At 62.9% G+C, this 23,455-nt stretch carries 23 protein-coding genes; 7 read left to right on the forward strand and 16 right to left on the reverse strand.

Going from position 1 to position 23,455, the window contains the following annotated elements; all coding sequences use genetic code 11:
• Positions 1-13: 13 nt before the first annotated feature.
• The 3 genes from ACFE72_RS15450 to ACFE72_RS15460 form a co-directional block, all read right to left on the reverse strand.
• On the reverse strand, positions 14-1,030 hold the full coding sequence (locus ACFE72_RS15450) for a nickel/cobalt transporter (RefSeq protein ID WP_375413989.1): 1,017 nt from the start codon (positions 1,028-1,030) through the stop codon (positions 14-16).
• 109 nt (positions 1,031-1,139) lie between these two features.
• Positions 1,140-1,742: a DUF1007 family protein gene (locus ACFE72_RS15455; RefSeq protein WP_375414020.1), complete on the reverse strand. Its 603-nt coding sequence runs from the start codon at positions 1,740-1,742 to the stop codon at positions 1,140-1,142.
• Between the two features lie 80 nt (positions 1,743-1,822).
• Positions 1,823-3,913: a M3 family metallopeptidase gene (locus ACFE72_RS15460; protein ID WP_375413990.1), complete on the reverse strand. Its 2,091-nt coding sequence runs from the start codon at positions 3,911-3,913 to the stop codon at positions 1,823-1,825.
• A gap of 285 nt (positions 3,914-4,198) precedes the next feature.
• Between ACFE72_RS15460 and ACFE72_RS15465 the strand changes: the two genes are divergently transcribed.
• The 4 genes from ACFE72_RS15465 to ACFE72_RS15480 all read left to right on the forward strand — a co-directional run bounded on the left by ACFE72_RS15465 (position 4,199) and on the right by ACFE72_RS15480 (position 9,038).
• A complete protein-coding gene (locus ACFE72_RS15465) occupies positions 4,199-4,456 on the forward strand; it encodes a hypothetical protein (RefSeq protein ID WP_375413991.1) in 258 nt (85 codons plus the stop codon).
• 1,043 nt (positions 4,457-5,499) lie between these two features.
• Positions 5,500-6,642 carry a type III PLP-dependent enzyme gene (locus tag ACFE72_RS15470; protein ID WP_375413992.1) on the forward strand — a complete coding sequence of 381 codons (1,143 nt, stop codon included), beginning with the start codon at positions 5,500-5,502 and terminating at the stop codon, positions 6,640-6,642.
• 295 nt (positions 6,643-6,937) lie between these two features.
• The gene (locus ACFE72_RS15475) at positions 6,938-7,528 is read left to right on the forward strand and encodes a GNAT family N-acetyltransferase (protein WP_375413993.1); all 591 of its coding nucleotides are present in this window, start codon (positions 6,938-6,940) and stop codon (positions 7,526-7,528) included.
• A 76-nt stretch (positions 7,529-7,604) separates the two neighbouring features.
• Complete coding sequence (locus ACFE72_RS15480; RefSeq protein WP_375413994.1) at positions 7,605-9,038, forward strand: homospermidine synthase; 1,434 nt, start codon at positions 7,605-7,607, stop codon at positions 9,036-9,038.
• 74 nt (positions 9,039-9,112) lie between these two features.
• Here the strand turns inward: ACFE72_RS15480 and ACFE72_RS15485 are convergent, their stop codons facing one another.
• From ACFE72_RS15485 to ACFE72_RS15530, 10 genes are all read right to left on the reverse strand, one after another.
• On the reverse strand, positions 9,113-9,448 hold the full coding sequence (locus ACFE72_RS15485) for a hypothetical protein (protein ID WP_375413995.1): 336 nt from the start codon (positions 9,446-9,448) through the stop codon (positions 9,113-9,115).
• Between the two features lie 79 nt (positions 9,449-9,527).
• Positions 9,528-10,547: a WD40 repeat domain-containing protein gene (locus ACFE72_RS15490; RefSeq protein ID WP_375414021.1), complete on the reverse strand. Its 1,020-nt coding sequence runs from the start codon at positions 10,545-10,547 to the stop codon at positions 9,528-9,530.
• A complete protein-coding gene (locus tag ACFE72_RS15495) occupies positions 10,547-11,593 on the reverse strand; it encodes a CobW family GTP-binding protein (protein ID WP_375413996.1) in 1,047 nt (348 codons plus the stop codon). The genes ACFE72_RS15490 and ACFE72_RS15495 overlap by 1 nt, the downstream gene beginning before the upstream one ends.
• Before the next feature lie 49 nt (positions 11,594-11,642).
• A complete protein-coding gene (locus ACFE72_RS15500) occupies positions 11,643-12,539 on the reverse strand; it encodes a metal ABC transporter solute-binding protein, Zn/Mn family (RefSeq protein ID WP_375413997.1) in 897 nt (298 codons plus the stop codon).
• Positions 12,536-13,411, reverse strand: a complete 876-nt coding sequence (locus ACFE72_RS15505; protein ID WP_375413998.1) for a metal ABC transporter permease — start codon at positions 13,409-13,411, stop codon at positions 12,536-12,538. Before ACFE72_RS15505 ends, ACFE72_RS15500 begins: the two co-directional genes overlap by 4 nt.
• Positions 13,411-14,169 (reverse strand): metal ABC transporter ATP-binding protein, encoded by a 759-nt coding sequence (locus ACFE72_RS15510; RefSeq protein ID WP_375413999.1) that lies wholly within the window; start codon positions 14,167-14,169, stop codon positions 13,411-13,413. Before ACFE72_RS15510 ends, ACFE72_RS15505 begins: the two co-directional genes overlap by 1 nt.
• Positions 14,170-14,171: 2 nt before the next feature.
• Positions 14,172-14,363 (reverse strand): hypothetical protein, encoded by a 192-nt coding sequence (locus ACFE72_RS15515; protein WP_375414000.1) that lies wholly within the window; start codon positions 14,361-14,363, stop codon positions 14,172-14,174.
• Between the two features lie 61 nt (positions 14,364-14,424).
• Positions 14,425-14,799, reverse strand: a complete 375-nt coding sequence (crcB, locus tag ACFE72_RS15520; RefSeq protein WP_375414001.1) for a fluoride efflux transporter CrcB — start codon at positions 14,797-14,799, stop codon at positions 14,425-14,427.
• Between the two features lie 213 nt (positions 14,800-15,012).
• Positions 15,013-15,612: a superoxide dismutase gene (locus ACFE72_RS15525; protein ID WP_375414002.1), complete on the reverse strand. Its 600-nt coding sequence runs from the start codon at positions 15,610-15,612 to the stop codon at positions 15,013-15,015.
• Positions 15,613-15,699: 87 nt separating this feature from the next.
• Positions 15,700-16,941 (reverse strand): MFS transporter, encoded by a 1,242-nt coding sequence (locus tag ACFE72_RS15530; protein ID WP_375414003.1) that lies wholly within the window; start codon positions 16,939-16,941, stop codon positions 15,700-15,702.
• 105 nt (positions 16,942-17,046) lie between these two features.
• On the opposite strand from ACFE72_RS15530, the gene ACFE72_RS15535 reads away from it, so the two are divergent.
• The 3 genes from ACFE72_RS15535 (at position 17,047) to ACFE72_RS15545 (ending at position 19,587) form a co-directional block, all read left to right on the forward strand.
• The gene (locus tag ACFE72_RS15535) at positions 17,047-17,574 is read left to right on the forward strand and encodes a GNAT family N-acetyltransferase (RefSeq protein WP_375414004.1); all 528 of its coding nucleotides are present in this window, start codon (positions 17,047-17,049) and stop codon (positions 17,572-17,574) included.
• 101 nt (positions 17,575-17,675) lie between these two features.
• A complete protein-coding gene (locus tag ACFE72_RS15540) occupies positions 17,676-19,049 on the forward strand; it encodes an MATE family efflux transporter (protein ID WP_375414005.1) in 1,374 nt (457 codons plus the stop codon).
• A gap of 97 nt (positions 19,050-19,146) precedes the next feature.
• Positions 19,147-19,587: a DUF2147 domain-containing protein gene (locus ACFE72_RS15545; RefSeq protein WP_375414006.1), complete on the forward strand. Its 441-nt coding sequence runs from the start codon at positions 19,147-19,149 to the stop codon at positions 19,585-19,587.
• A gap of 4 nt (positions 19,588-19,591) precedes the next feature.
• On the opposite strand, the gene ACFE72_RS15550 is transcribed toward ACFE72_RS15545, so the two are convergent.
• From ACFE72_RS15550 to ACFE72_RS15560, 3 genes are all read right to left on the reverse strand, one after another.
• Positions 19,592-20,752: a DUF3095 domain-containing protein gene (locus ACFE72_RS15550; protein ID WP_375414007.1), complete on the reverse strand. Its 1,161-nt coding sequence runs from the start codon at positions 20,750-20,752 to the stop codon at positions 19,592-19,594.
• A 161-nt stretch (positions 20,753-20,913) separates the two neighbouring features.
• Positions 20,914-22,788, reverse strand: a complete 1,875-nt coding sequence (htpG, locus tag ACFE72_RS15555) for a molecular chaperone HtpG (protein WP_375414008.1) — start codon at positions 22,786-22,788, stop codon at positions 20,914-20,916.
• Between the two features lie 229 nt (positions 22,789-23,017).
• The gene (locus ACFE72_RS15560) at positions 23,018-23,422 is read right to left on the reverse strand and encodes a GFA family protein (RefSeq protein ID WP_375414009.1); all 405 of its coding nucleotides are present in this window, start codon (positions 23,420-23,422) and stop codon (positions 23,018-23,020) included.
• Between the last annotated feature and the right edge of the window lie 33 nt (positions 23,423-23,455).

Raw genomic sequence — 23,455 nt, forward strand, 5'->3', positions numbered from 1 at the left:
TATGACGCAAATTCTAGAAGCACGTCACCCGTTCCGCCGCGACATAGCCCGCGAGCAGCCCCGCTCCCAGCAGCAGCACCAGTCCTGCGGCGCCGAATTCCACGCCGCGCGCCACCAGCGCGCCGCCGCCTTCGCTGCCGGCGCTCAATCGCCGCGCGAGATCCTTGGCGGACACCGCGATGACGGCGATGGTCGCCACCGTGATGGCGGTGCCAAGCCCCATCGCAAAGGTGGCGGCGACGCCGGCCCAGAACAGCCCCTGCGCCAGCGCGAACACCAGCACCAGAATCGCGCCCGAGCAGGGCCGGATGCCGACCGCGGCAATGGCGCCCAGCCCGCGCCGCCATCCGCCGGGACCGGCGAGTTCGTTCGGCGTCGGACCGTGGGAATGGCCGCAATGTGCGTCGTGCACGTGGTCATCGTGAGCATGGTGGTGACGCCCGTGATGACGGTCATGACGCGCCGCCGGATGCCGCGCCTGCAGCGCGCGAAAAAAACCGCCGCCCTTGGTCCAGACCAGGCGGGCGCCGAACGCCGCGATCAGCGCGTAGCTCGAAATTTCGATGACGCGCTCGGCGCCGCACATGGTTTTCGCGGTGGCGTTCAGCAGCCAGGCGCAGACCCCGACGATCGCCACCGCGACCAGCGACTGCAGCAGCGCGGACGCAAACGACAGCACGATGCCGCGCCTTGCGGTCTCCTCATTGGCAACCAGATACGACGAGATCACCGCTTTGCCGTGTCCGGGTCCGGCGGCGTGGAAAATCCCGTAACCGAACGAGATCGCAAGCAAGCTCCACACCGCGCTGCCGTCGGATTTTGCCGCACGGATGGTCGAGGACATCTCGCGATAGAATTCGGATTGCTTTGAAAGCAGCCAGCCGAGAATGCCGCCGAGCTGCGCATCGGGCGCTGTGCGCGGCGCGCCGAAGGGATTTTGGGCGAACGAAGGGTGCGAGGCGGAGCCGAAGACGAATGCCAGCACTACAATCGCGGCAGCGGTTAGTGCGATCCCGTTTTGCCTCGTCATGGCCGGGCTCGTCCCGGCCATCCACGTCGTTCTTGCGGCGGCCCCGTCAAGACGTGGATGCCCGGGACAAGCGCGGGCATGACGAACCTGACTGTCGGCCGCGCTTCACTCATGGACAATCCACCGTGATCCTGTTGGCAAACATCGCGCCGTAGTTCGAGTTCTCGCCGTTCATGAAGGTCTGCTCGTTGAGCTTCTGCGCTCCGGCCGCGCCGTCATTCGGCCGCTGGATCGCAAGCGAGCAGGACGAAGGCGCGCCGACCAGCCGGACCGGATCCTGCTTGGCCAGCGAGAAGTCGACAAAGAAGCTCGGGTCGTACACGTCGAGCGCGAGCTGTCTGGTTTTGAACGGCGTCTTGAACGGCAGCGTGAAATGCAGCACCAGCGCGCCGTCCTTATGCTCGAGATAGTAGTCGACCGGGTCCAGGAACTTTTCCTTTTTGCCGTCGGCCTTGGCGAAGGTGAAGAAGCCGAACTCCTTCAACGACTCCACATTGGTCTGCGCCAGCGGCGCCAGTTCCGCGCGGGTATAGGCGCCCTTGGTCTTGCTCTCGATGCCCTGCAGCGCATAGGTCGAGAACATGTCGTCGAAGGTCCAGGCATGGCGCACGCCCGAGATCGAGCCATCTGCGGCATAGATCAATTCGCTCGCCGCGGTGACCCAGACATGGGGGTGGGCGAAGGCGGGACCTGCGGCAAGCGCCACCGTCATTGCGAGGAGCGCAGCGGCGAAGCTATCCAGCCTTCGCTTGCGGCCCGCTGGATTGCTTCGCTTCGCCCGCAATGACGACATCATGCCGCCTCCGGCACATCCAGCAGCCCGCGGCGCCGCAGCAGCGCTTCGGGTTCCGGTTCGCGGCCGCGGAAGGCGATGTAGGCGTCTTCGGGATCGCGCGATCCGCCGGACGCATAGATGTCGTCATGCAGACGTTTGGCGACCGCCGGATCGAAGATATCGCCGGCCTCCTCGAACGCGCCGAAGGCGTCGGCGTCCATCACTTCGGACCACATGTAGCTGTAATAGCCGGACGCATAGTGATCGCCGGAGAAGATGTGCCCGAACTGCTGCGGCCGGTGCCGCAGCGCAATCTCCGCCGGCATGCCGATTTTTTCAAGCTCCCGGCGCTCGAACGCCCGCACGTCGCGGCTGGCGCTCGCCGGCTGGGTGTGGAATTCGAGGTCGATCAGCGCGGACGAGACGAACTCCACGGTGGCAAAACCCTGATTGAATTTTCGCGCGGCAATGAAACGCTTCAAAAGGTCGTCGGGCAGCGGCTCGCCGGTCTGGTAATGCCGCGCGAACCGGCGCAGCACCTGCGGCTGCTCCTGCCAGTGCTCGTAAAGCTGCGACGGCAACTCGACGAAGTCGGTGAATACCGAGGTGCCGGATAGCGACGGATAGGTGACGTCCGACAGCATGCCGTGCAGGCCGTGGCCGAATTCGTGGAACAGCGTCCGCGCATCGTCCGGCGACAGCAGCGAGGGCTCGCCGTCCGCGCCCTTCGAGAAATTGCAGACGTTGATGATCAGCGGCGCGACATCGCCGTCGAGCTTCTGCTGGTCGCGCAGCGAGGTCATCCAGGCCCCGGAACGCTTCGAAGGCCGCGAGAAGTAGTCGCCATAGAACAGCGCCTTGTGGTTTCCCGCGGCGTCCTTGACGTCCCAGACCCGGACGTCGGGATGCCAGACCGGAATATCCCGGCGCTCGGCAAAGCTGAGGCCGAACAGCCGATGCGCGCAGTCGAACGCGGCGTCGATCATGTGGTCGAGGGCGAGATAAGGCTTGATCGCGGCGTCGTCGAAATCAGCGCGGCGCTGCCGCAGCTTTTCGGCGTAGAAGCGCCAGTCCCATGGCGCCAGCGCGAAATTGCCGCCCTCCTCGGCCACCAGCGCCTGCAGCGCGTCGCGGTCAGCCAGCGCCCGCGCGCGGGCCGGTTTCCACACCCGCTCCAGCAGGCCGCGCACCGCCTCCGGCGTCCTGGCCATGGAATCTTCCAGCCGGTAGGCCGCAAAGGTCGGGAAGCCCAGCAGCTTGGCGGTTTCCTCGCGCAGCCTGAGAATCTCGACAATGGTTTCATTGTTGTCGTTGGCGTTGTTGTTGTCGCCGCGCGCGGTAAAGGCCCTGAACACCTTTTCGCGCAGATCGCGCCGGGTAGAGCTTTTCAAAAACGGTTCGACGAAGGAGCGTGACAGCGTCATCACCGCCTTGCCGGCCATGCCGCGCTCCTCGGCCGCGGCCCGGGCGGCGGCGACAAACGAATCCGAGAGGCCGTCGCGATCGGTCTCGCCGAGCTCCATGAACCAGTCCTGTTCGTCGCCGAGCAAGTGGTGGCCGAACGCCGTGCCGAGACGCGCCAGCCGTTCGTTGATCTCCGCCATCCGCGCTTTCGAGGCCTCGTCCAAACCGGCGCCGGAGCGGTGGAAGCGGGTGTAGGTTCGCTCCAGCAGGCGCGCCTGCTCGCCGGTCAGGCCGAGCGTGGCGCGGTTGTCCCGGAGCAAGGCGATCCGGCCGAACAGCACCGCGTTCATCATGATCGGGTTCCAGTGCCGCGCCATCCGCAAGCTTACTTCCTTGTCGATCTCAAGCAGCGCCGGGTTGGAGTGCGCCGACACCAGGTCGTAAAACACCGCCGACACTTTCGAGAGCAGTTTTCCCGAGCGCTCCAACGCGGTGATGGTGTTGGCAAAATCCGGGGCCGCCGGATCGTGGGTGATGGCGGCGATCTCGGCCGCATGGTCGGCGAAGGCCTGCTCGAAGGCAGGGAGGAAATGCTCCGGCGCAAACTCGGTGAACGGCGGCGTTTCGAAAGGCGTCTGCCAGGGTTTTAGCAGCGGATTTTCGGAAGCGGAAACCGTGGCGGTCGATTCGCGTGCGTCAGACATGAAAAATCCTGTTTCACCGGCAGATTCAGCGGGGAACATATAGCACGCGATGGGGCTTTTTTGCGCCCGTTTCCCCATGTCCCGGGCGCGATGCAGCGCGAAAATGTGGCGTCATATGCGGGCTTGACCCGCGTATCCATCCATCTTCGGAAGAGTCCTTTCGGAGGGGATGGATTGCCGGGTCAAGCAAAGCAATGACGGTCAAAGCTGCGTCCAGGCACGAAACCGGCCTTGAACAGGTCAGGCTTTTCATAGAGATTGCGCCCGCAACAGGACCCCTGACCCATGAGCGCCCAAACCAGCCCGACCGCCCGCCAGATCGTGTGGCCCACGGTCATCACCGTGATCTCCGCCGCCATCCTGATCGGCGCCGAGGTGTTTGGTGCGGCCTTCGCCGGCGGCTGGGCGCTGGCGATCCTGTTCGGGCTCGACGACTTCGGCGCGCACATCCTGCAGGCGGTACTGTTCGCGCTCGGCGTTGTCATCATGGCCGCCTTCATCCGCACCGCCCAGCGCATCGAACCGTTCACGCGGCGGGCGTGAATTTGTCGTCCCTGCGCAGGCGCAGGGCATCCACATATCTTGCCATACGCGGGCTTGACCCGCGTATCCATCGATCTTCGGAAGGATTTCTCCAACCGGATGGATCAGGTCAGCCCTACTGGATGCACACATCTCGCCGTCATGCCCGGCCTTGTACCGGGCATCCACGTCTTTCTTTCTGATGTGGAGCAAAGATGTGGATGGCCGGGACGAGCCCGGCCATATGCACCCATCTTGGCCGTCATGGCCGGGCTTGACCCGCGTATGATGAGATGTGTGAATCCAGTAGGGTCAAGCCCGGCAGTGACGCCAGAGCTATGTGCACGCCTCGCGCCTCCGCGTGGACAACGATGGAGTTTGGCGCGCGAGAGAAACCACTGCGGCACAGGCGTCAAACAAATCTCCGTCGCGGCGAACCGGTTACGCTTCGTTAAAGAAGCTTAACATCCGTTCACGTTCGGCGCGCGCGCTGTGTCGTCTGAATGACGTTGTGAAGAAAACGGCCTGCTCTTTAAAAAAAACGTTGCGAAGCAGACTCAAACCACCTATGTGCACTCTTGCCCAATTTCGCACGTGCCTGTGGTCGTGTGTCAGTCGGTAGGTATCCGGACAAGAGGCCGGACAGCCGCCAAGGGATGAAGAAGCCGAGGGTCGCTTCAGTCGGTCGGGTCGACCGAGACTGGGAGGCCAGCATCTCTCTCCAGAGATGCCGTTGAAGGCGACTTCACCTCCTTGCAACCGTGACTGGCAGCCGGAGGCGAACCGGCGCACCTCGTTCTCAACGGGGGACGCGACTTAAAGCAACGACGGATCGGGCTTTTTTGGTCTCTGTTGGCTTTCCACCAGCCAGCGCGAATACCGAAGAGGCTTGTCCTTCATTGCCAGGTGTGCGGGCGGGATCACTCCCAACCAATCCACGGCAGCACAGTCGGTCTGAGTTCAAGGCGTTGTCGCGTCTCCATCGTGCGGCATCGCCAGCGCTTAGGTCCGAGATCGTTTTTGAACGTGTCCTTGTCGCAAAGGCCGTTCGGGAGGTGCTATCCATGACCGACCGTATTCAGGAATTCCTGCGCAACCGCCGCAGCGAGGGCCAGGACACCGAGCCATGCCTCGTGGTCGACCTCGACGTCGTGCGCGACAACTACCAGACCTTTGCGAAGGCCTTGCCGGATTCACGCGTGTTCTACGCGGTGAAGGCAAACCCGGCGCCGGAGGTGCTTAACCTGTTGGCCTCGATGGGCTCCTGCTTCGACTGCGCGACGGTAGCCGAGATCGAGATGGCGCTTTCCGCCGGTGCGACGCCGGAGCGGATCTCCTATGGCAACACCATCAAGAAGGAGCGGGATATCGCGCGCGCGTTCGCGCTCGGCATCCGGCTGTTCGCGGTCGACTGCTCCGCCGAGGTCGAGAAGATCGCGCGCGCCGCGCCGGGATCGAAGGTGTTCTGCCGCATTCTGTACGACTGCGCCGGCGCCGAGTGGCCGCTGTCGCGCAAGTTCGGCTGCGATCCGGAGATGGCGGTCGACGTGCTCGACCTCGCCAAGCGTCTCGGCCTGGAGCCCTGCGGCATTTCGTTCCACGTGGGTTCGCAGCAGCGCAAGGTGAAGGCGTGGGACCGCGCGCTGGCGATGGCCTCGACGGTGTTCCGCGACTGTGCGGAACGCGGCATCAGCCTCACCATGGTCAATATGGGCGGCGGATTCCCGACGCGGTACCTCAAGGACGTTCCTCCGGTCGTGCAATACGGCCGGTCGATCTTCCGCGCGCTGCGCAAGCACTTCGGCAACGCGATTCCCGAAACCATCATCGAGCCGGGCCGCGGCATGGTGGGCAACGCCGGCATCATCGAAACCGAGGTGGTGCTGATCTCGAAGAAGAGCGACGAGGACGACGCGCGCTGGGTCTATCTCGACATCGGCAAGTTCGGCGGCCTCGCCGAGACGATGGACGAGTCGATCCGTTATGCGATCCGCACCCCGCATGACGGCGCGGAGATGACGCCCTGCATTCTCGCCGGTCCGACCTGCGATTCGGCCGATGTCTTGTATGAGAAGGCGCCGTACCCGCTGCCGGTCACGCTCGAGATCGGCGACAAGCTGCTGATCGAGGGCACCGGGGCGTATACCTCGACCTATTCGTCGGTGGCCTTCAACGGCATCCCGCCCTTGAAGACATATCATATCTGAACGACCGGGAGCCGGCGCGCCGGCTCCCCCTCTCCTCCCAAGAACAAGAACGGGACCGTCATCCTCAGGAGCCGCGCGCTTGCGCGCCTTCGAAGGATGAAAACGGCGTCATACCCGGGCTCGATCACACATCTCGTCATACGCGGGCTTGACCCGCGTATCCATCCATCTTCGCAAGAGTCGTTTCGAAGCGGATGGATTGCCGGGTCGAGCCCGGCAATGACGATGAGATGTGTGCATCCAGCCGGGTCAAGCCCGGCAACGACGATCGAGAATGTAGAGAGACTGACGTGCCATGACTGCTTTCCGGAAGACACCCGTTGCCCTCCATCTCGACGCCGCCCCGTTCGCGATCCGCGGCGAGCGCGCCTCGGACGCCGCCGCGCGCGAAGCGCTGCTCGACGTGTGCTTTGGCGCGAACCGCGCCTTGCGCACCTGCCAGCGCCTGCGCGCCGGGCGCGCGCCGGCCGAAGGCCTTGCCTTCTCGGCGGTGCGCAACGGCAAGCTCGTTGGCACCGTGCGGTTGTGGCACGTCAGCGCCGGCGGCAAGCCTGCGCTGGTGCTCGGACCGCTCGCGGTCGATCCGTCCTGCCGCGCGCTCGGCATCGGCGCCGCGTTGATGCGTCACGCCATGGCCGCGGCGACCGCGCGCGGCCATGGCGCGGTGATCCTGCTCGGCGACACGACCTATTACGTCCGCTTCGGATTCACCGCGGCGAAGACCGCCGAACTGTCGCTGCCGGGCCCGTTCGAACGCGACCGGCTGCTCGGCCTTGAGCTGCGCACGGGCGCGCTCGACGGGGCGTCCGGTCTGATCGTGCCTACCGGGGCGGCGGCGCCGCGCCGGATCGCGAAACAGCGCCGGGTTGCCGCACACGCGGCTTGATTTAGCCCTCCAAGTATAGTCTTGAAGCCACGCGGTCCCGCGCGGCCATGTTTATCGTTCCCCGGAGATATCACCGATGCCCATCCCCGCCTCGCAAATCCATGCGAAGATTTCCGGCCCCATCGTGATGATCGGCTTCGGCTCGATTGGCAAAGGCACGCTGCCGCTGATCGAACGGCATTTCGATTACGACACGCAGCGTTTCGTCATCATCGATCCGCATGAGGATGGCGAGATCGCGACCAGGCACGGCGTGCGCTTCATCAAGCAGGCGATCACCAGGGATAACTACCGCGAAGTGCTGGTGCCGCTCTTGACCGCCGGCGGCGGCCAAGGATTCTGCGTCAATCTCTCGGTGGATACCTCCTCGGTCGACATCATGACCCTGTGCCGCGAGATCGGCGCGCTCTACATCGACACCGTGGTGGAGCCCTGGCTCGGCTTCTATTTCGACAGGAGCGCCGGCCCCGAGGCGCGCTCGAATTACGCGCTGCGCGAAACCTTGCTCGCCGCCAAGCACAAGAGCCCGGGCGGGCCGACCGCGGTGTCTACCTGCGGCGCCAATCCCGGCATGGTGTCGTGGTTCGTCAAGCAGGCGCTGCTCGACATCGCCCGTGACACCGATACCGAGTTCAACGAGCCGAAGAGCCGCGAAGGCTGGGGCCAGCTTGCGCACAGGCTCGGCGTCAAGGGCATTCACATCGCCGAACGCGACACCCAGCGCTCCAAGAAGCCGAAGCTGATGAACGTGTTCGTCAATACCTGGTCGGTGGAAGGCTTTGTCTCCGAGGGCATGCAGCCGGCCGAGCTCGGCTGGGGCACCCATGAAAAATGGATGCCCGACAATGGCCGCACGCACGAGCACGGCTGCGGGGCCGCGATCTACCTCTTGCAGCCCGGCGCCAATACCCGCGTGCGCTCGTGGTGTCCGACACCAAAAGCGCAATACGGCTTTCTGGTCACCCACAACGAGTCGATCTCGATCGCCGATTATTTCACCGTGCGCGACGGCCAGCACGTGGTCTACCGCCCGACCTGCCATTACGCCTACCACCCGGCCAACGACGCCGTGCTGTCGCTGCACGAGATGTTCGGCGCTACGGGGCGGATGCAGCCGGACTGGCACATCCTGGACGAGAACGAGATCGAGGACGGCATCGACGAACTCGGCGTGCTGATCTATGGCCATGCCAAGAATGCCTACTGGTATGGCTCGCAGCTCTCCATCGAGGAAACCCGGCAGGTCGCGCCCTACCAGAACGCCACCGGCATGCAGGTTTCCTCGGCGGTGCTGGCCGGCATAGTGTGGGCGCTGGAAAATCCGAACGAAGGCATCGTCGAAGCTGACGAGATGGATTTCCGGCGCTGCCTTGAAATCCAGCGGCCGTATCTAGGGCCGGTAAAAGGATATTATACCGACTGGACGCCGCTGACCGATCGCCCGGGACTGTTTCCGGAAGACATTGATACCAGCGATCCCTGGCAGTTCAAAAACGTGCTGGTCAGATAAGACCGATCAGCGGGGCGTAATCCGCCCGTTGCGACCCGAAAGCGGCACACTACGCTTCGCTATTGCCCTACCTGCTATCTTTCCTTGATCGGCGCGGCGGTTTTCTCGGCCGGCGCGGGCGGCAGCGCCGGATTTGCTCCGGCCTTCTGCGCCTCGGGAACCGGACGCGCTGGCTCCGGTGAAACGTCGCCCGGCCGTGTGCCGGTCGTTGCAGGCTCGGCAGGCGCCGACGGTTTGCTTTCCGCGCCCGGCGTGGACTGCAGCGGCTGCGTGGCCTGCGCTATCTGCGCGTGGTGGGGCTTCGCCAATGCCACCAGCGAGGCTCCCGACATAATAAGCCCCGCCGTGACCATCACGCCCGCGAGGAGCAATTCCTTCCGGTAAGCGCGTGTTTTTTGGTCCGGGGTCATGATTCTCACCCTGATCTTGTCCGCGGATTCAACGGAGGCGGGAACACAAAGTTCCCGGCGCGACGCCAGCCAGATCCCGCTACAGTTCCAGCAACCCCGCATCGCCGTCTTCGGCGGCAAACGCCAGCATCGTACCCGCGGCATTCCATGCCAGCGCCGCCACCGGCTCGCTGCCGTTCCTGCGCACCAGGATCTCGGCGCCATCGTTCATCCGCGCCATCAGGATCGTGCCGTCGTTGTAGCCGGCGGCGAGAATATCCTGCTTCGGATGGCATGCGACCGCAGTAACGCGGGCCTGCAACGGCGCCAGCATCGTGGGCTCCTTGCCCATCGGGCCGTCCCTGCCGGCGAACGGCCACACGATGACGGTGTCGGCGCCGGAGGTGGCGAGCGATTTTCCACCCGCGCTCCAGGACAGCGAACGCACCCGGCCGGGGTAGCCGGTCATGCGCATGTGACGGTTGTCGGCCAGCCGCCAGCCGTGCAGCGCCGGCTCGTGCATTGCGGTCACCAGGAACTTGTTGTCCGGGCTGAACACGACGCCGAGATGCGAGCCGGCCCATTCCAGGAATTGCGCACTTCCCGCCATGTTGGGAAACCACAGCGTCACGCCATTGTAATGCGCGATCGCAAGCCGCATGCCCTTCGGCGCGAACGCAAGCCCGCCGACGGTCGAGGGGACCTCAAAGGATTTCTGCTCGCCCTTGGGGTTTTGCACGACCGCGGTCCTGCCGGCCGACCATGCCACGGCGCCCTCGGGATGGACCGCGACATTGTCGATCCAGCGGCGTTTCCCGTCGATGGCGAGCGTCGTTACACCGCTCTGATGGTCAAACCCGACGAGCTTGCCGTCATCGCCGCCCATGACGATGCGGCCGCCATCCGACGCTGCACATAAGATACCGCCGCCATGCACCGCGACGCGGGAGATTTCGCCCGCGGCGGTGACCAGCGCGACGCTTTCCTCGGCGCCGACAAAGACCGCCTTCTCGCCCAGGAAATACACGGCAATGACAGCCGCGCCGATCGCAACCGGCCGCACCCGGTCGGTGACCGAAACGATGGAGGCGGATTGTCCGGGCGGATCGAACGCTGTCATCACGCGGCGATGCAGTTCTCAAAGCCCTCGCGGATCATCTGCTCGGGCAATTCGCGGCCGATGAAGACGAGGCGGCTTTCGCGCGGCTCGCCGTCCTTCCAGGCGCGCTGATGGTCGCCTTCCAGCATCATATGAACGCCCTGAAACACATAGCGGTCATCGTCGCCGCGGAAGGCCAGGATACCCTTGGAGCGCAAGATCTTCTGGCCCTCGCTGGCGACCAGGTGCTGCAGCCATGGCATGAATTTGGCGGCGTCGAGCGGCCTGACCGAGCGCAGCGACAGCGATTGCATGTCTTCGTCGTGGTAGTGCTTCAGCCCGCCGTGCGCATGGCCGTCATCGTGGTGGTGATGATCGTGGCCATGGTGGTCATGATCGTGCCCGTTTCCGGCTTCGAGAAAATCCGGTTCGATCTCGAGAATGCGGTCGAGATCGAATGCGCCGCGCTCCAGCACGTCGGACAGCGCGACCTGGCAACGCTCGGTGCGGTGCAATTTCGCGTAAGGGTTGATGCCGCGAATCCGCGCCTCGACTTCGGCGAGTTCCGCCTTGGAGACGAGGTCGGTCTTGTTGAGCACGATCACGTCGGCGAATGCGATCTGGTTCTTGGCCTCCGGCGCGTCCTTCAGGCGCTCGCTCAGCCATCTGGCGTCCGCCACCGTCACCACGGCATCGAGCCGCGCGTTTTTCTGCACGTCTTCATCGACGAAGAAGGTCTGCGCCACCGGCGCCGGATCGGCCAGGCCCGTGGTTTCGACAATGATGGCGTCGAACTTGCCCTTGCGCTTCATCAGTCCGTCAAGGATACGGACCAGGTCGCCGCGCACCGTGCAGCAGACGCAGCCGTTGTTCATCTCGAACACTTCCTCGTCGGCGCCGATGATCAGGTCGTTGTCGATGCCGATCTCGCCGAATTCATTGACGATGACGGCGTATTTCTTGCCGTGGTTTTCCGACAGGATGCGGTTGAGCAGCGTGGTCTTGCCGGCGCCGAGATAGCCGGTCAGCACCGTCACGGGAATTTTCTGGGACGTCAGTTCGGGCATGATCACTCCGGGCGGGATGGAACGCACCGGCAGCAGGGAGGCCCCTGCCCTAATTCGTCAGCGCGCTCGTCAGCACCTTTATATTGTGCCTGACCAACTCAATGTAAGTGGGGGCATCGCCCTTTTCACCGGTCAGGCTGTCGGAATAGAGCCTTCCGCCGATCCTCGCGCCCGTTTCCTCGGCGATCCGGCGCATCAGCCGGACATCGACGATATTCTCAAGGAAGACCGCTGGGATTTTTCCCGCCCTGATCTGAATAATGACGGCCGCGATGTCGCGTGCGCTGACCTCGGATTCGGTCGAAACACCCTGCGGCGCGATGAATGCGACCCCGTAGGCATCGGCGAAATAACCGAACGCGTCGTGGGTGGAAATGACCTTGCGCCGCGCCGAGGGGATTTGCATTATCGCTTCCCGCACCTCGCGATCCAGCGCGTCGAGGTTGGCGAGATAGGCGTCGGCATTGGCGCGGTAGATTTCCGCACCTGCCGGATCGGCGGCTGCAAGCGCGTCGCGAATATTGGTCACGTATATCTTCGCATTGGCGACCGACTGCCACGCGTGCGGGTCGGCGCCGGAGCCTGACTTGCGCGCCGGAATGCCCGTGGTCGCCGTGGCGATCGCGGCCTTGCCTCCGGACGATTGCACCAGCCGCGGCAGCCAGCCTTCGAGGCCGAGGCCGTTGATGATCAGGAGCCTCGCACCCGCAATTTTTTTTGCGTCCGCCGGCGCCGGCGTGTAGACGTGCACGTCGCTGTCGGCGCCGACCAGGGTGGTGACGCGGGTGCGGTCGCCGCCGACGTTGCTTGCGAAATCGCCCAGAATCGAAAAACTCGCGATGACATCGATTTTGTCCTGCGCCTGTAAGGGGATCGCAGCGCCGACGGAAATCGCGAGCGCGCCGATTGCCAGGACACAAAACCGCCGCCAGTTCGCCCTTGTCATGCCTCAAGATGCCGGCGGGGAAACATTGTCCGCAGTAAGCCGCTGACATTGCCGAACAAAATCGAAAAAACGTAGAATACAGCCGCAACCAGGATAATCGCGGGACCCGACGGCACTTTGGTCTGAAATGACAGCACCAGGCCCGCATATCCTGACAGCATCGCGCTTGCGACGGCGATGCAGATCATGCCGGTGATGTCGCGCGACCAGAACCGCGCGATGCCGGCAGGCAGGATCATCAGGCCCACCGCCAGCAACGTGCCGAGCGCGTGAAAACCGTTGACGAGGTTGATGACGACGAGCGCGAGAAACGCCAGATGCGCCGGCGCGCCGGCGCCGCTCACCGTGCGCAGAAACACCGGATCGACGCATTCGATCACCAGCGGACGGTAAATCACCGCCAGCACGATCAGCGTGATGGTGGCGTTGAACGCGATTATTAGCAAAGTCTGGTCGTCCATCGCCAGGATGTTGCCGAACAGCACGTGCAGCAGATCAATGTTGGTGCCCTTGATCGACACGATGGTGACGCCGAGCGCCAACGATACCAGATAGAATGCCGCCAAAGACGCGTCTTCTTTCAACTCGGTCGTGCGCGCGACCACGCCGGCGAGGATCGCTACGGTAAAGCCAGCGATCAATCCCCCGAATGTCATGGCAAACAGGTTCAGTCCAGAGAGCAGGAAGCCGATCGCGGCGCCGGGCAGGATTGCGTGCGCCATGGCGTCACCCACCAGACTCATCCGCCGCAGCATCAGGAATACGCCGATCGGCGCACCGCCAAGCGCCAGCGCGACAATGCCGGCCAGCGCGCGGCGCATGAATTCGAACTCGGTAAACGGCGCGATCAGCGCGTCGTAAATCGCCGGCATTAGGCGGCCTGCGAAGCCGCGGCGTCCACCGCGCATGCGGCGGCGCCGTCGTCGAAGGCTTCGCACATCCGCCGCGCTTCCTTCAGATTCTCCGCCGTCAGCACCTGCGCGGTGGGACCCCATGCCACCGGCGCGCGTGCCAACAGCAGGGTGTCGGGAAAATTGGCACGCACCAGATCCATGTCGTGCAGCGCCGCCAGCACCGTGCGTTTCTCGGAGTGCCAGCGCCGCACCAGCGCCAGCAGGTCGGCCGAGGTCTTTGCGTCGATGGCGTTGAACGGTTCGTCGAGCACGATTACGCGCGCATCCTGCAGCAGCACGCGCGCGAACAGCATGCGCTGCATCTGCCCGCCGGACAGCGTGCCGATGCTGCGATTCTCGAAGCCGTTGAGGCCGACCGCCGCCAGCGCCTGGGTGATCCCCTGCTGCGCATGCTTGCCCATGCCGCCGAACAGGCCGGTGCTGCGCCACAGCCCGGTGCCGACGAAATCGAATACGGAAATCGGAAAGCTGCGGTCGATATCCGCCGTCTGCGGCAGGTAAGCGATGTCGCGTGCCTCGATGTCGCCGAGCCCGATCGAGCCTGCCAATGGCTTGAGAATGCCGACAATGCCGCGAAACAGCGTGGATTTGCCGGCCCCGTTCGGACCCACAATCGCGAGCAGCGTGCCCGATGCGATCTCGCCGTCAAGATGATGCACCGCCGGGTGCCGGTCGTAGCCCAGCGTGACGTCGCGGAATTGCAGTTCCGCGGCCATGCTTACCTCATCGCCATCAGCACGACCGCCCACAGGCCGGCGCTGACCGCAAGCGCCGCGCCAAGCCGCGTAACCAGCGTCATGCGCAGAATCGACCACGATGCCGTTTGCGCCGGATGCGGCACCGTTGGCCCATGGGTATGACCATGGGCGTGCCGGTTATCACCTCCCCGGCGATGAGAGTGGCGAGCCATCTGTAAATGTTATATTATAACATAACGCATGTCCACGTAGGAGGTCCGAGGTACGGACACGTCAAGCGAAATGCCGTACCAGTGCGAGGCCGGCAAACAGGCCTGCAATCGACAGCGCCATCGATCCAAGCACGTACAACACTGCAAGCCCGACCTCGCCGCGCTCATAAAGCAGCGCTGCGTCCAGCGAGAAAGCCGAAAACGTGGTGTAGCCGCCGAGAATGCCGGTCATCAGGAAGAGCCGCCAGGGCTGCGCCGCATCGCCCTTGAACGCCAGATAGCCTGCAATCAGGCCCATGACGATCGATCCGGTGACGTTGATGATAAACGTGTGATAGGGAAAGGCCGTTCCGAGAACGCGCGCGCTGACGACGTTGATGATGTGGCGCAGTGTCGATCCGACGCCGCCGCCGATAAAAACCAGAATATAATTCATCACGCTTTGCTCAACCGACAGCGGCAGGTCAGCCGTTGTCGAGGTTTGCCGCAAGCATCCGGTCACTGCAAGGGTCACAGACCCTCGCGCAAACGAAAAGGGCAGCAGCCGCAACTGCCGCCCTTCGTATCTGTTGCAGGCGTATCACGCCGGCCGCCTCCGTTGCAAACCATCAAGCGAATGGATTGCCGGGTTAAGGCCCGGCAACGAATGTCAACTGGCACGCGCGAGCGACTGATCGACTTCTTCCCAATTCACCAGATGATCGAGGAAAGCCTTCAGGTAATCCGGACGGCGATTGCGATAGTCGATGTAGTAAGAGTGCTCCCAGACATCGACGCCAAGGATCGGCGTGGCGCCATGGACCAGCGGATTCTCGCCGTTCGGTGTCTTCGAGATCTCGAGCTTGCCGTTCTTCAGCGACAGCCACGCCCAGCCTGAACCGAATTGACCGATGCCGGCGGCGGTGAAATCGGCTTTGAACTTTTCAAGCCCGCCGAGGTCGGCGGTGATTTTATTGGCGAGCTTGGGCGGCAGCTTGTCGCCGCCGCCGTTGGGCTTCATCCATTTCCAGAAGTTCAAATGGTTATAGTGCTGGCCGGCGTTGTTGAAGACCGCCGGATTCTTGCCGAACGAGCCCTTCACGATCTCTTCAAGGGATTTGCCTTCGAATTCGGTACCCTTGATCGCGTTATTGCCGTTGGTGACATAAGCTTGATGATGCTTATCATGATGATATTCCAAGGTTTCCTTGGACATATGGGGCGCGAGGGCGTCGTGGGCATAAGGGAGATCGGGAAGCGTGAAGGTCATGGGAATGTCCGCAATGATGGGAGACGATAACTTAACAGGAACCCTTATAGAAGGTTCCATCTGCGTTACATACAGCAATATGAACCGTCACGCCGCACTGGGCAGCCCACGATCAATGGCTTCGCGGCGCCGCGGCGGGCGGACATTCATCAGCATCTGGAATGCTCCGGCGATCAATCCGACGATGACCGCGGCCTGCCAGGCACGATCATAGCTGCCAAGCCTGTCGTAGATCACGCCGCCACCCAATGCACCAGTGAATGATCCGGCCTGATGGCTGAGGAACGCGATCCCGGTCAGGGTTGCCATGAAGCGCAGCCCGAATAATTGGGACACCAACCCGTTGACCAGCGGCACCACGCCGAGCCACAGCGAGCCCATTACCGCAGCGAACACCATGGTGGAGGCCGGCGTCGCCGGGAACGTGAAATAGGCGGCGATGGCGATCGAACGGATGATGTAGATACCGCCCAGCAATATTTGCCGCGGATAGCGCCCGCCGAGCCAGCCGAAGCTGTAGGAGCCGATAACGTTGAACAGGCCGATGATGGCCAACGCGGTTGCGCCGAGCGATGCATCGAGCCCGCAGATCGACAGATAGTTGGGCAAGTGCGTAGTGAGGAACACAAGCTGCAAACCGCAAACGAAATAGGCGATAGCCATCACGATGAAGCCGGAATGGCCGAGCGCGGATTGGATCGCGGCGCCGATCGATTGATCGCCGTTGTCGGACTTTTCGATTGCTATTGCGTCGGCGCGGCCGGCGAAAATTGCCGCAGGCAACATGACCGAGGCCAATCCGAGAAAGCCGATCAGCGCCACTTGCCAACCCGCCGCGGAGATCAGCGTCTGCGCGAGCGGCGAGGCAATCACAAGACCGAGCGATCCTACGGCCGATACCGCGCCCATGGCGACGCTGCGTTCGGCCGCTGCCACCGTGCGCGACGTTACCGTCATCGTCATGCTGGAGGCGGTACACGACAACGCGAGGCCGATGCAGAGACCGGCGCCGATCGTGAAAATCAGCGCCGACGTCGCGATCATCATGATCGCCAGACCGGCCGCGTAGACCAGAACGCCGCTCAACATCACGTAGCGCGCGCCAAAACGGTCGGCGAGCCATCCCACCAAAGGCTGCGAGACGCCCCACACCACGTTCTGCAGCGCCGTCGCCAGCGAAAAGTCGGCGGCGGTAATCGCCGTATCGTGAATGATCGACGGTTGAAACAGGCCGAAGCTCTGCCGCATCCCCATGGCGAGGCTCAACAAAATGGCCACGCCGCCCAGAATGGACCAGCGCCGGAGCGTGCCGAGTGGTGCCGCGGTCATGGCGATCCCTCGCATCGATTTGGTACAGTCTGGCATTGAAATCGATGCCTTGCCATCCGCAAGCCGCGTATTAAGGGAATGCACTGTGCGCAGGAGTGAGAGCAAATGAGCATCGAAATCGATGTTTTAAACGGAAGCACATCGTGGCCGGCGGCAGAACCGCTGTTCAAGACAGTCTGGTCGCCGGAGATCATGGCCACGTCGCCGTGGCGTCACATCAAGTGGGCGAACGCCGATCTGCGCGTGCTGGTTGAGACGCCCGCCGACGGACTGGCGTGCCATGTGGGCATCTATTTTCGCGACATAACCTGGAACGGACGCAAGCTTCATATCGGTGGCGTCGGCGGCGTGGCGACACGCCCGGACCGCCGCCGCCAGGGCTATGCCAGCATCGCTCTGAATGCCGCGGTCCAGACCCTGCGCGACCACGAAGCGGTAGAATTCGCCCTGCTGTTCTGCGAGCCGCACAATTTCGCGTTTTATCAGTCGCGCGGCTGGCATCCGTTTGGTGGAGAGGTCTACGCCGAACAGCCGGAGGGGCGCATCCGATTCGAGGCCATGTCGCCCTTTATATTCCACATCAAACGCTCGCCGCGAACTGGCGTTATCGACCTATGCGGATTGCCGTGGTGACGAATGCGCCGGCCCTGCTGGCGGATCAGGCCCGGTACCCATAATATGTTGGTCATAATTTATTCTCTATTCGTTGCGCGGACTGTCCGGTAAAAATCGCCATGACCATCGATGCCCCACTCGGCGTTCCCTTCAAGGCCGTTCCCGCCAACAGTCTCTTGACGTCGCCGATACTTCCGACGCTGCTGAAGCTTGCAATTCCCAATACAATCGCGATGTTCGGCAGCGCTTTGGTCGCGGTAGCCGAAACCTCTTATATCGGCCGGCTCGGAATCGTGCCGCTGGCGGCGATTGCACTCGTGTTTCCTTTCACCATGCTGACGCAGATGATGTCGGCCGGCGCGATGGGCGGCGGGGTTTCGTCCGCCATCAGCCGCGCGCTCGGCGCCGGCAATCGGGACCGTGCGGCAATCCTGGCACTTCACGCAGCCATGATCGGCGCATGCGGCGGCATTTTCTTCACCGTGATGATGCTGCTGTTCGGCCGCGCCTTCTTTTCGGCCCTCGGTGGCCGTGGCGCCGTACTCGAGGAGGCGGCTGGCTATTCCCAGGTGCTGTTTTCCGGCGCCGTTGCGATCTGGCTGGTCAACACGCTGGCCTCGGTGGTACGCGGCACCGGCGATATGAGAATCCCTTCGGCGACGCTCATCGGCGTCGCTGCCTGCCAGATCCTGATGGGCGGAACGTTCGGTCTCGGGCTGTTCGGCGCGCCCCAGCTCGGGATGCCGGGCGTCGCGGCAGGCCAACTCATAGCCTTCACACTCGGCGCAGCCTTCCTGATCTGGTATCTCCTCAGCGGCCGCAGTCGCCTCAGCTTGAATTTCTCGGGCTTCACGTTCCAGCGCGGCATGTTCTTCGACATTTTGAAAGTCGGCGCGGTATCGTGCCTGTCGCCGCTGCAGACCGTCATCACCATCCTGATCTTCACGAAGATCATCGCGGGCTTCGGTGACGAGACGCTGGCCGGTTACGGCATGGGTTCGCGTCTGGAATTCCTGCTGATTCCTATTGCATTCGCGTTCGGCGTCGCATCGGTGCCGATGGTCGGCATGGCGATCGGAGCCGGCCTCGTCGCGCGTGCCCGTCGCGTGGCCTGGACTGCCGGCGCGGCATCCGGCCTGACCGTTGGCCTGGTCGGTTTGGTCGTGGCCTCGAAACCGTCGCTATGGGTGTCGTTGTTCACCAGCGATCCCGGCGTTACTGCCGCGGCCTATTCCTATTTCACATGGGCAGGCCCGGCCTTCGGATTTTTCGGAGTGGGGGTGTGCCTCTATTTTTCTTCGCAGGGTGCTGCGAAAGTCGGTGGTCCGGTGCTGGCGTCTACCGGGAGGCTGCTGATCGTCGCAATCGGCGGCTGGTGGCTTGCGTCTTCGAATGCCCCGGCATGGACCCTGTTCGCACTCGTGGGCGGCGCGATGGTTGTGTTCGGACTCTCAACCGCGGCGTCGATTCGCCTGACAGGCTGGGGCAAGTGAGCCGGTTTATCAACATTCGACCTTCCTCCTTGCCCGCCGATAGGCATTGCAGAATTACGGGCGTTTGTTATGCAGGCCGGATTGTCGAGGGACTGTCATGACTGCAAGATTCGGTTTTTTCGTCACGCTCCTGATCGCGCTCTTCAATGCGCCTGGCGCCAGCGCGCAGATAAGCGATCCGTCGGGCATCTGGCTGACCCAGGCCGGCGACGCAAAGGTACGCGTCAGCAAATGTGGCGCACAGATTTGCGGAGTGGTGGTTTGGCTGAGAGACCCCGTCAACCCCGCGACCGGGCAGCCGATGGTGGACGACAAGAATCCCAATCGGGCCTTGGCAACGCGTCCGATGATCGGCCTTCCACTGTTCACCGACATGCGGGCATCAGGCCCGAACAGGTGGTCGGGCCACATCTACAACGCCGACGATGGGGGCACCTATGTCAGCAATGTCTCGGTATCGGGTCCCGACTCGCTAAGGGTCGAGGGCTGCGTCGGCGCACTGTGCGGCGGCGAAACCTGGACCCGAACCCGGCGCTGATGAATCAAGCCGGCATGGCCTTCAGCGCCGTTGCCGCCGACGCATAGCCGCCGCGTGCGCCATCGATGAAATGTACGTGATCGCTGCGAAGCGCTGACGGCGTAAAGCAGGTCATCATCGCGGCATCCTGCCGATGCAGCCCATATCTGATGATGACGGCCGAGGCGGCCGACGCCAGCCGCTGCGTCAGCGCGCGCTCCAGCTCCGGCGTGCAATCCAGGATCATGCGCAGCCCATCGTCGTATTTACGGAAGTCGGAATTCTCGACCACCTGTCGCACATAGGTTTTTGGAACGAAGCCGCCGACGCTGATGCCGAAGCGCATGATCAGATAGGCGAACAATCCGTTCGCAAGCACGATGACACGGCGCCTGAACAGCGATCCTCCGCGCATTGCGCGCGCCTCAAGCTCGGCTCCGCCCGGTGGCCAGCGAATGCCGGGGCCGCCCGGCGGGACTGGCCGGCCGGCGTCGGGGCTGCGTTCGACCAGCGCAATGACATCTTCGATCAGCCTGCGAAAGGCCGTTTGGTCCGCGCCGGTTGCAGGCACGATCAACACCGACAGGATCAGCCCATGCACCGAGGGAATTTCCTCGAACCGGCACGACAGACCGGTGAGATCGGGATGGGTGCCGGACGGCGCAGGCGCCACAGAAAACTCACCGCGCTTCATCGCAGTCTCAGCCCAGCCCAATCCGCCGCCGGAGAACATGGCATAGGACAGGTTAGCCGACGGCGCGAACCGCGCGACGCGAACGTCGAGGCCCTGCGTCCGAACACTGGCCACCGGTACCAGTGCAACCCGCATCAAGAGGTCGAGGTCGTCTTTCACCCAGGCCGCGGTAGCGGCGAGCGCGTCGCGGGCGCGGTCGAGATCGTCCGGCGACACCGCAAAGCTTGCGCCATCGCCGCCGAACACAAACGGAAACTCGCGTCCATCAAGCGCGTTGGTGACCGCAGCAATCACCGCTGCGCCGGCCATGTTGACCGCCTTGTAGCGCGCTTCCGCAATGGCCCTCGTCGATTCCACGATGTCGGCGATTCCGATGCTCCAATCGTCGGGCAACGGCGCATACAGCGCTGGATCCATCAGGCTGCCAAAGCCGTGAAAGACCGGAATGCTCGCATAAAAGGTGTCACGGCTACCGGGCTTGGTCGTCTCCATGAGATGATTCCGGTTCTGAAGCAGTCTAGCAGATACGGTCGGTTCTGAGATCCGGTTCAGCCATCATTCCGGGGCGTCGCGAAACGGCGAACCCTGAATCCAGAGGTAATGCACGGCGTCTGGATTGCGGGTTCGTACGAAGAGGCGATCGGAACGACGAATTAGCCGTTTTCCCCGGATACGCCTTGTAGAACCAGCCGATTGAGCCGGCTTGCGAATGCGGCCGGATCTTCCGGCAGTTCCCCGTCGAGGATCTGCGCCTGCTCGAGCAGCAGAAACGACAGATCGGCGGCGGCATCCTTTTTGGTCGCGATGGCGGCGACCAGCGGGTGACGCAAGTTGATCTCGAGAATTGGCTTGGTGCCAAAGCCTTTATTCTGTTGAGCCAATAATCGCTCGAGCTGGCGATCCCGTCCAAAACCTCCCGCAACAAGGCACGACGCGCTGGTGGTCAGCCGCTGCGACGCGCGCACGTCGGATACGCGATCGCCCAGGGTGTCCTTGATCACGGCGACGGTGGCGGCTTCATCGGCGCCGGACGTTTCCTCGCCGGGGCTCTCCTCGACGAGCGGGACCAGCCCGAAATCGACGTCGCCCTGACTGAGCGATTTGAGCGGTTTGCCGCCAAAATCGGTTGGCGCCGAAGTCCAGAACGCATCGACCGGATCGGTCAGCAGCAGCACCTCGATGCCGCGGGCGCTTGCCGATTCCAGCTTGGGATTCGACTTCAGGCGTTCAATGCTGTCGCCGACAAGATAATAAAGTTCGGTCTGGTTGGGTTTAAGATCTTCAACGTATTGCTTCAGCGACCGTTTCTCGCCTGTGGTCGTGGTGAAGCGTGACAGCGCCAGCAGTTTCTCGCGCCGCTCATAATCCTCATAGATTCCTTCCTTGATCACCGGACCGAACGCATCCCATATTTTTGCGAAAGTTTCGGACTCCTTCTCACTCAGGCTTTCCAGTTCACCGACCACGCGGCCCGTGACCGCCTTGCGGATCTGGGTCAGTTGCGGATTGTTCTGCAGCATTTCGCGCGAGATGTTGAGGGGCAGGTCCTCGCTGTCGACCACGCCGCGGATAAACCGCAGATAGGCCGGCAGCAAATCCGCATCGTCGGCGATGAACACCCGGCGGACATAGAGCTTTACGTGCCCCTTGCGGGTCGGTTCAAACAAATCGAACGGCTTTGTGGACGGAGCGAACAGCAATACCGCGTAGGACTGGCGGCCTTCGGCGCGATAATGCAGGGTCATGGCCGGCTCGTCGAACGCGCCGGCGATCGCCCTGTAAGCCTGCGTGTAATCTTCAGGCTTTACTTCCGATTTCGAGCGCTGCCACAGCGCGCTTGCGGAATTGATCTGGCGCGGTTCACCCTCTTCCGGCACCAGGAGAATCGGAAACTGGATATTGTCCGAATAGGCGGTGACGATCCGCTCGATCTCATGGCTTTCCAGATATTTCGCCGCGTCCGGCTTTAAATGCAGAACGATTTCTGTTCCGCGGGCGACGCGCCCGGCGTCCTCTTCACTCGCGGGCGCAATTTCAAATCCGCTGCCGCCGGATGATGTCCAGGTCCATGCCTGATCCGTTCCCGCGCGGCGGCTGGTGACGACGATGCGGTCAGCGACCATGAACGCCGCATAAAAACCGACGCCGAACTGACCGATCAGGCCGGCTCCGTCCTTGGCTTCGGTAAGGCGGGAAAGGAAAGATCGGGTACCGGAACGCGCAATGGTTCCGAGATTGTCGATCAGTTCCTGCCGATCCATCCCGATGCCGGTGTCGATGACCGACAGCGTGTTGGCCTTCTTGTCAGGTGCGATCCGGATGTTCGGTTGTGAACCGTCATCGATCAGTCCGGGATTGGCGATCGCCTCATAGCGCAGCTTGTCGCAGGCATCCGAGCCGTTCGAAATCAGTTCGCGCAGGAAAATGTCGGTTTCCGAGTAGACCGAATGCACCATCAGATGGAGCAGTTCGGCGACCTCGGCCTGAAATGGTTGGGATTCGACGGTGGCGGTGGCGGCAGACGTCATTGATCTCGCTCGAAGTTGCGGCGGAAATCCCGATATAACGGTGCCGTACCCGATGGCAAGCCCCGGGTGCCGCAAGCCGGCGTGCCGCGTCAACCCGTGGCGCTATTCGCTTTTGGAATTTCCGCTCGATGGCGTTCCGCGAGCTTCTGGCGGCGGCATCTCAACGGCACCCATACGGGACAACCGCGGTGGCACGGGGCCGGCGGCGGCCGCGTACCTGCCATCCCCATCAAACATTCTGCGGAAAACGCGTGGCACCGGGAACCGGCGTCAGCCATTCCACCGCATGATCGGTATATATTTCCGCTTGAGGCTGTAACCCCTCCAACTTGTCGAGAGTGCCCGCCTTCACCACGACCTTTCCAGGCATCAATGCGGTCTTGGCAAGGATAGGCGAGCCGCAGTTCCCGCAAAAATGGCGGTATACCGGCTGGCCGCTATCGCCCATGTCCACATAGGTCACGGTTTCACCGGACTGCTCATAGTCCGCTTCTCTGAGGACGAGGTTGAGGGAGAACAAGCTTCCGCTCAGCTTCTGGCAGTGCGTACAATGACATATTGCGATGCCTCGCGGCTCGCTTTTCAATACGTAACGCACCGCGCCGCACAGACAACCGCCTTCTCGCTCCTGCATGATGTCTTCTCCTGAACGATCATTGTGATTGGA

The sequence above is a fragment of the uncultured Bradyrhizobium sp. genome, from assembly GCF_964252615.1.
In the GTDB taxonomy this organism is placed as follows: Bacteria; Pseudomonadota; Alphaproteobacteria; order Rhizobiales; family Xanthobacteraceae; genus Bradyrhizobium.

What these genes read in the sequence shown, in the direction of transcription:
- ACFE72_RS15450 (WP_375413989.1), bottom strand. Translation starts at nt 1,030, where the DNA reads ATGACGAGGCAAAACGGGATCGCACTAACCGCTGCCGCGATTGTAGTG.
- ACFE72_RS15455 (WP_375414020.1), bottom strand. Translation starts at nt 1,742, where the DNA reads ATGACGGTGGCGCTTGCCGCAGGTCCCGCCTTCGCCCACCCCCATGTC.
- ACFE72_RS15460 (WP_375413990.1), bottom strand. Translation starts at nt 3,913, where the DNA reads ATGTCTGACGCACGCGAATCGACCGCCACGGTTTCCGCTTCCGAAAAT.
- ACFE72_RS15465 (WP_375413991.1), top strand. Translation starts at nt 4,199, where the DNA reads ATGAGCGCCCAAACCAGCCCGACCGCCCGCCAGATCGTGTGGCCCACG.
- ACFE72_RS15470 (WP_375413992.1), top strand. Translation starts at nt 5,500, where the DNA reads ATGACCGACCGTATTCAGGAATTCCTGCGCAACCGCCGCAGCGAGGGC.
- ACFE72_RS15475 (WP_375413993.1), top strand. Translation starts at nt 6,938, where the DNA reads ATGACTGCTTTCCGGAAGACACCCGTTGCCCTCCATCTCGACGCCGCC.
- ACFE72_RS15480 (WP_375413994.1), top strand. Translation starts at nt 7,605, where the DNA reads ATGCCCATCCCCGCCTCGCAAATCCATGCGAAGATTTCCGGCCCCATC.
- ACFE72_RS15485 (WP_375413995.1), bottom strand. Translation starts at nt 9,448, where the DNA reads ATGACCCCGGACCAAAAAACACGCGCTTACCGGAAGGAATTGCTCCTC.
- ACFE72_RS15490 (WP_375414021.1), bottom strand. Translation starts at nt 10,547, where the DNA reads ATGACAGCGTTCGATCCGCCCGGACAATCCGCCTCCATCGTTTCGGTC.
- ACFE72_RS15495 (WP_375413996.1), bottom strand. Translation starts at nt 11,593, where the DNA reads ATGCCCGAACTGACGTCCCAGAAAATTCCCGTGACGGTGCTGACCGGC.
- ACFE72_RS15500 (WP_375413997.1), bottom strand. Translation starts at nt 12,539, where the DNA reads ATGACAAGGGCGAACTGGCGGCGGTTTTGTGTCCTGGCAATCGGCGCG.
- ACFE72_RS15505 (WP_375413998.1), bottom strand. Translation starts at nt 13,411, where the DNA reads ATGCCGGCGATTTACGACGCGCTGATCGCGCCGTTTACCGAGTTCGAA.
- ACFE72_RS15510 (WP_375413999.1), bottom strand. Translation starts at nt 14,169, where the DNA reads ATGGCCGCGGAACTGCAATTCCGCGACGTCACGCTGGGCTACGACCGG.
- ACFE72_RS15515 (WP_375414000.1), bottom strand. Translation starts at nt 14,363, where the DNA reads ATGGCTCGCCACTCTCATCGCCGGGGAGGTGATAACCGGCACGCCCAT.
- crcB (WP_375414001.1), bottom strand. Translation starts at nt 14,799, where the DNA reads ATGAATTATATTCTGGTTTTTATCGGCGGCGGCGTCGGATCGACACTG.
- ACFE72_RS15525 (WP_375414002.1), bottom strand. Translation starts at nt 15,612, where the DNA reads ATGACCTTCACGCTTCCCGATCTCCCTTATGCCCACGACGCCCTCGCG.
- ACFE72_RS15530 (WP_375414003.1), bottom strand. Translation starts at nt 16,941, where the DNA reads ATGACCGCGGCACCACTCGGCACGCTCCGGCGCTGGTCCATTCTGGGC.
- ACFE72_RS15535 (WP_375414004.1), top strand. Translation starts at nt 17,047, where the DNA reads ATGAGCATCGAAATCGATGTTTTAAACGGAAGCACATCGTGGCCGGCG.
- ACFE72_RS15540 (WP_375414005.1), top strand. Translation starts at nt 17,676, where the DNA reads ATGACCATCGATGCCCCACTCGGCGTTCCCTTCAAGGCCGTTCCCGCC.
- ACFE72_RS15545 (WP_375414006.1), top strand. Translation starts at nt 19,147, where the DNA reads ATGACTGCAAGATTCGGTTTTTTCGTCACGCTCCTGATCGCGCTCTTC.
- ACFE72_RS15550 (WP_375414007.1), bottom strand. Translation starts at nt 20,752, where the DNA reads ATGGAGACGACCAAGCCCGGTAGCCGTGACACCTTTTATGCGAGCATT.
- htpG (WP_375414008.1), bottom strand. Translation starts at nt 22,788, where the DNA reads ATGACGTCTGCCGCCACCGCCACCGTCGAATCCCAACCATTTCAGGCC.
- ACFE72_RS15560 (WP_375414009.1), bottom strand. Translation starts at nt 23,422, where the DNA reads ATGCAGGAGCGAGAAGGCGGTTGTCTGTGCGGCGCGGTGCGTTACGTA.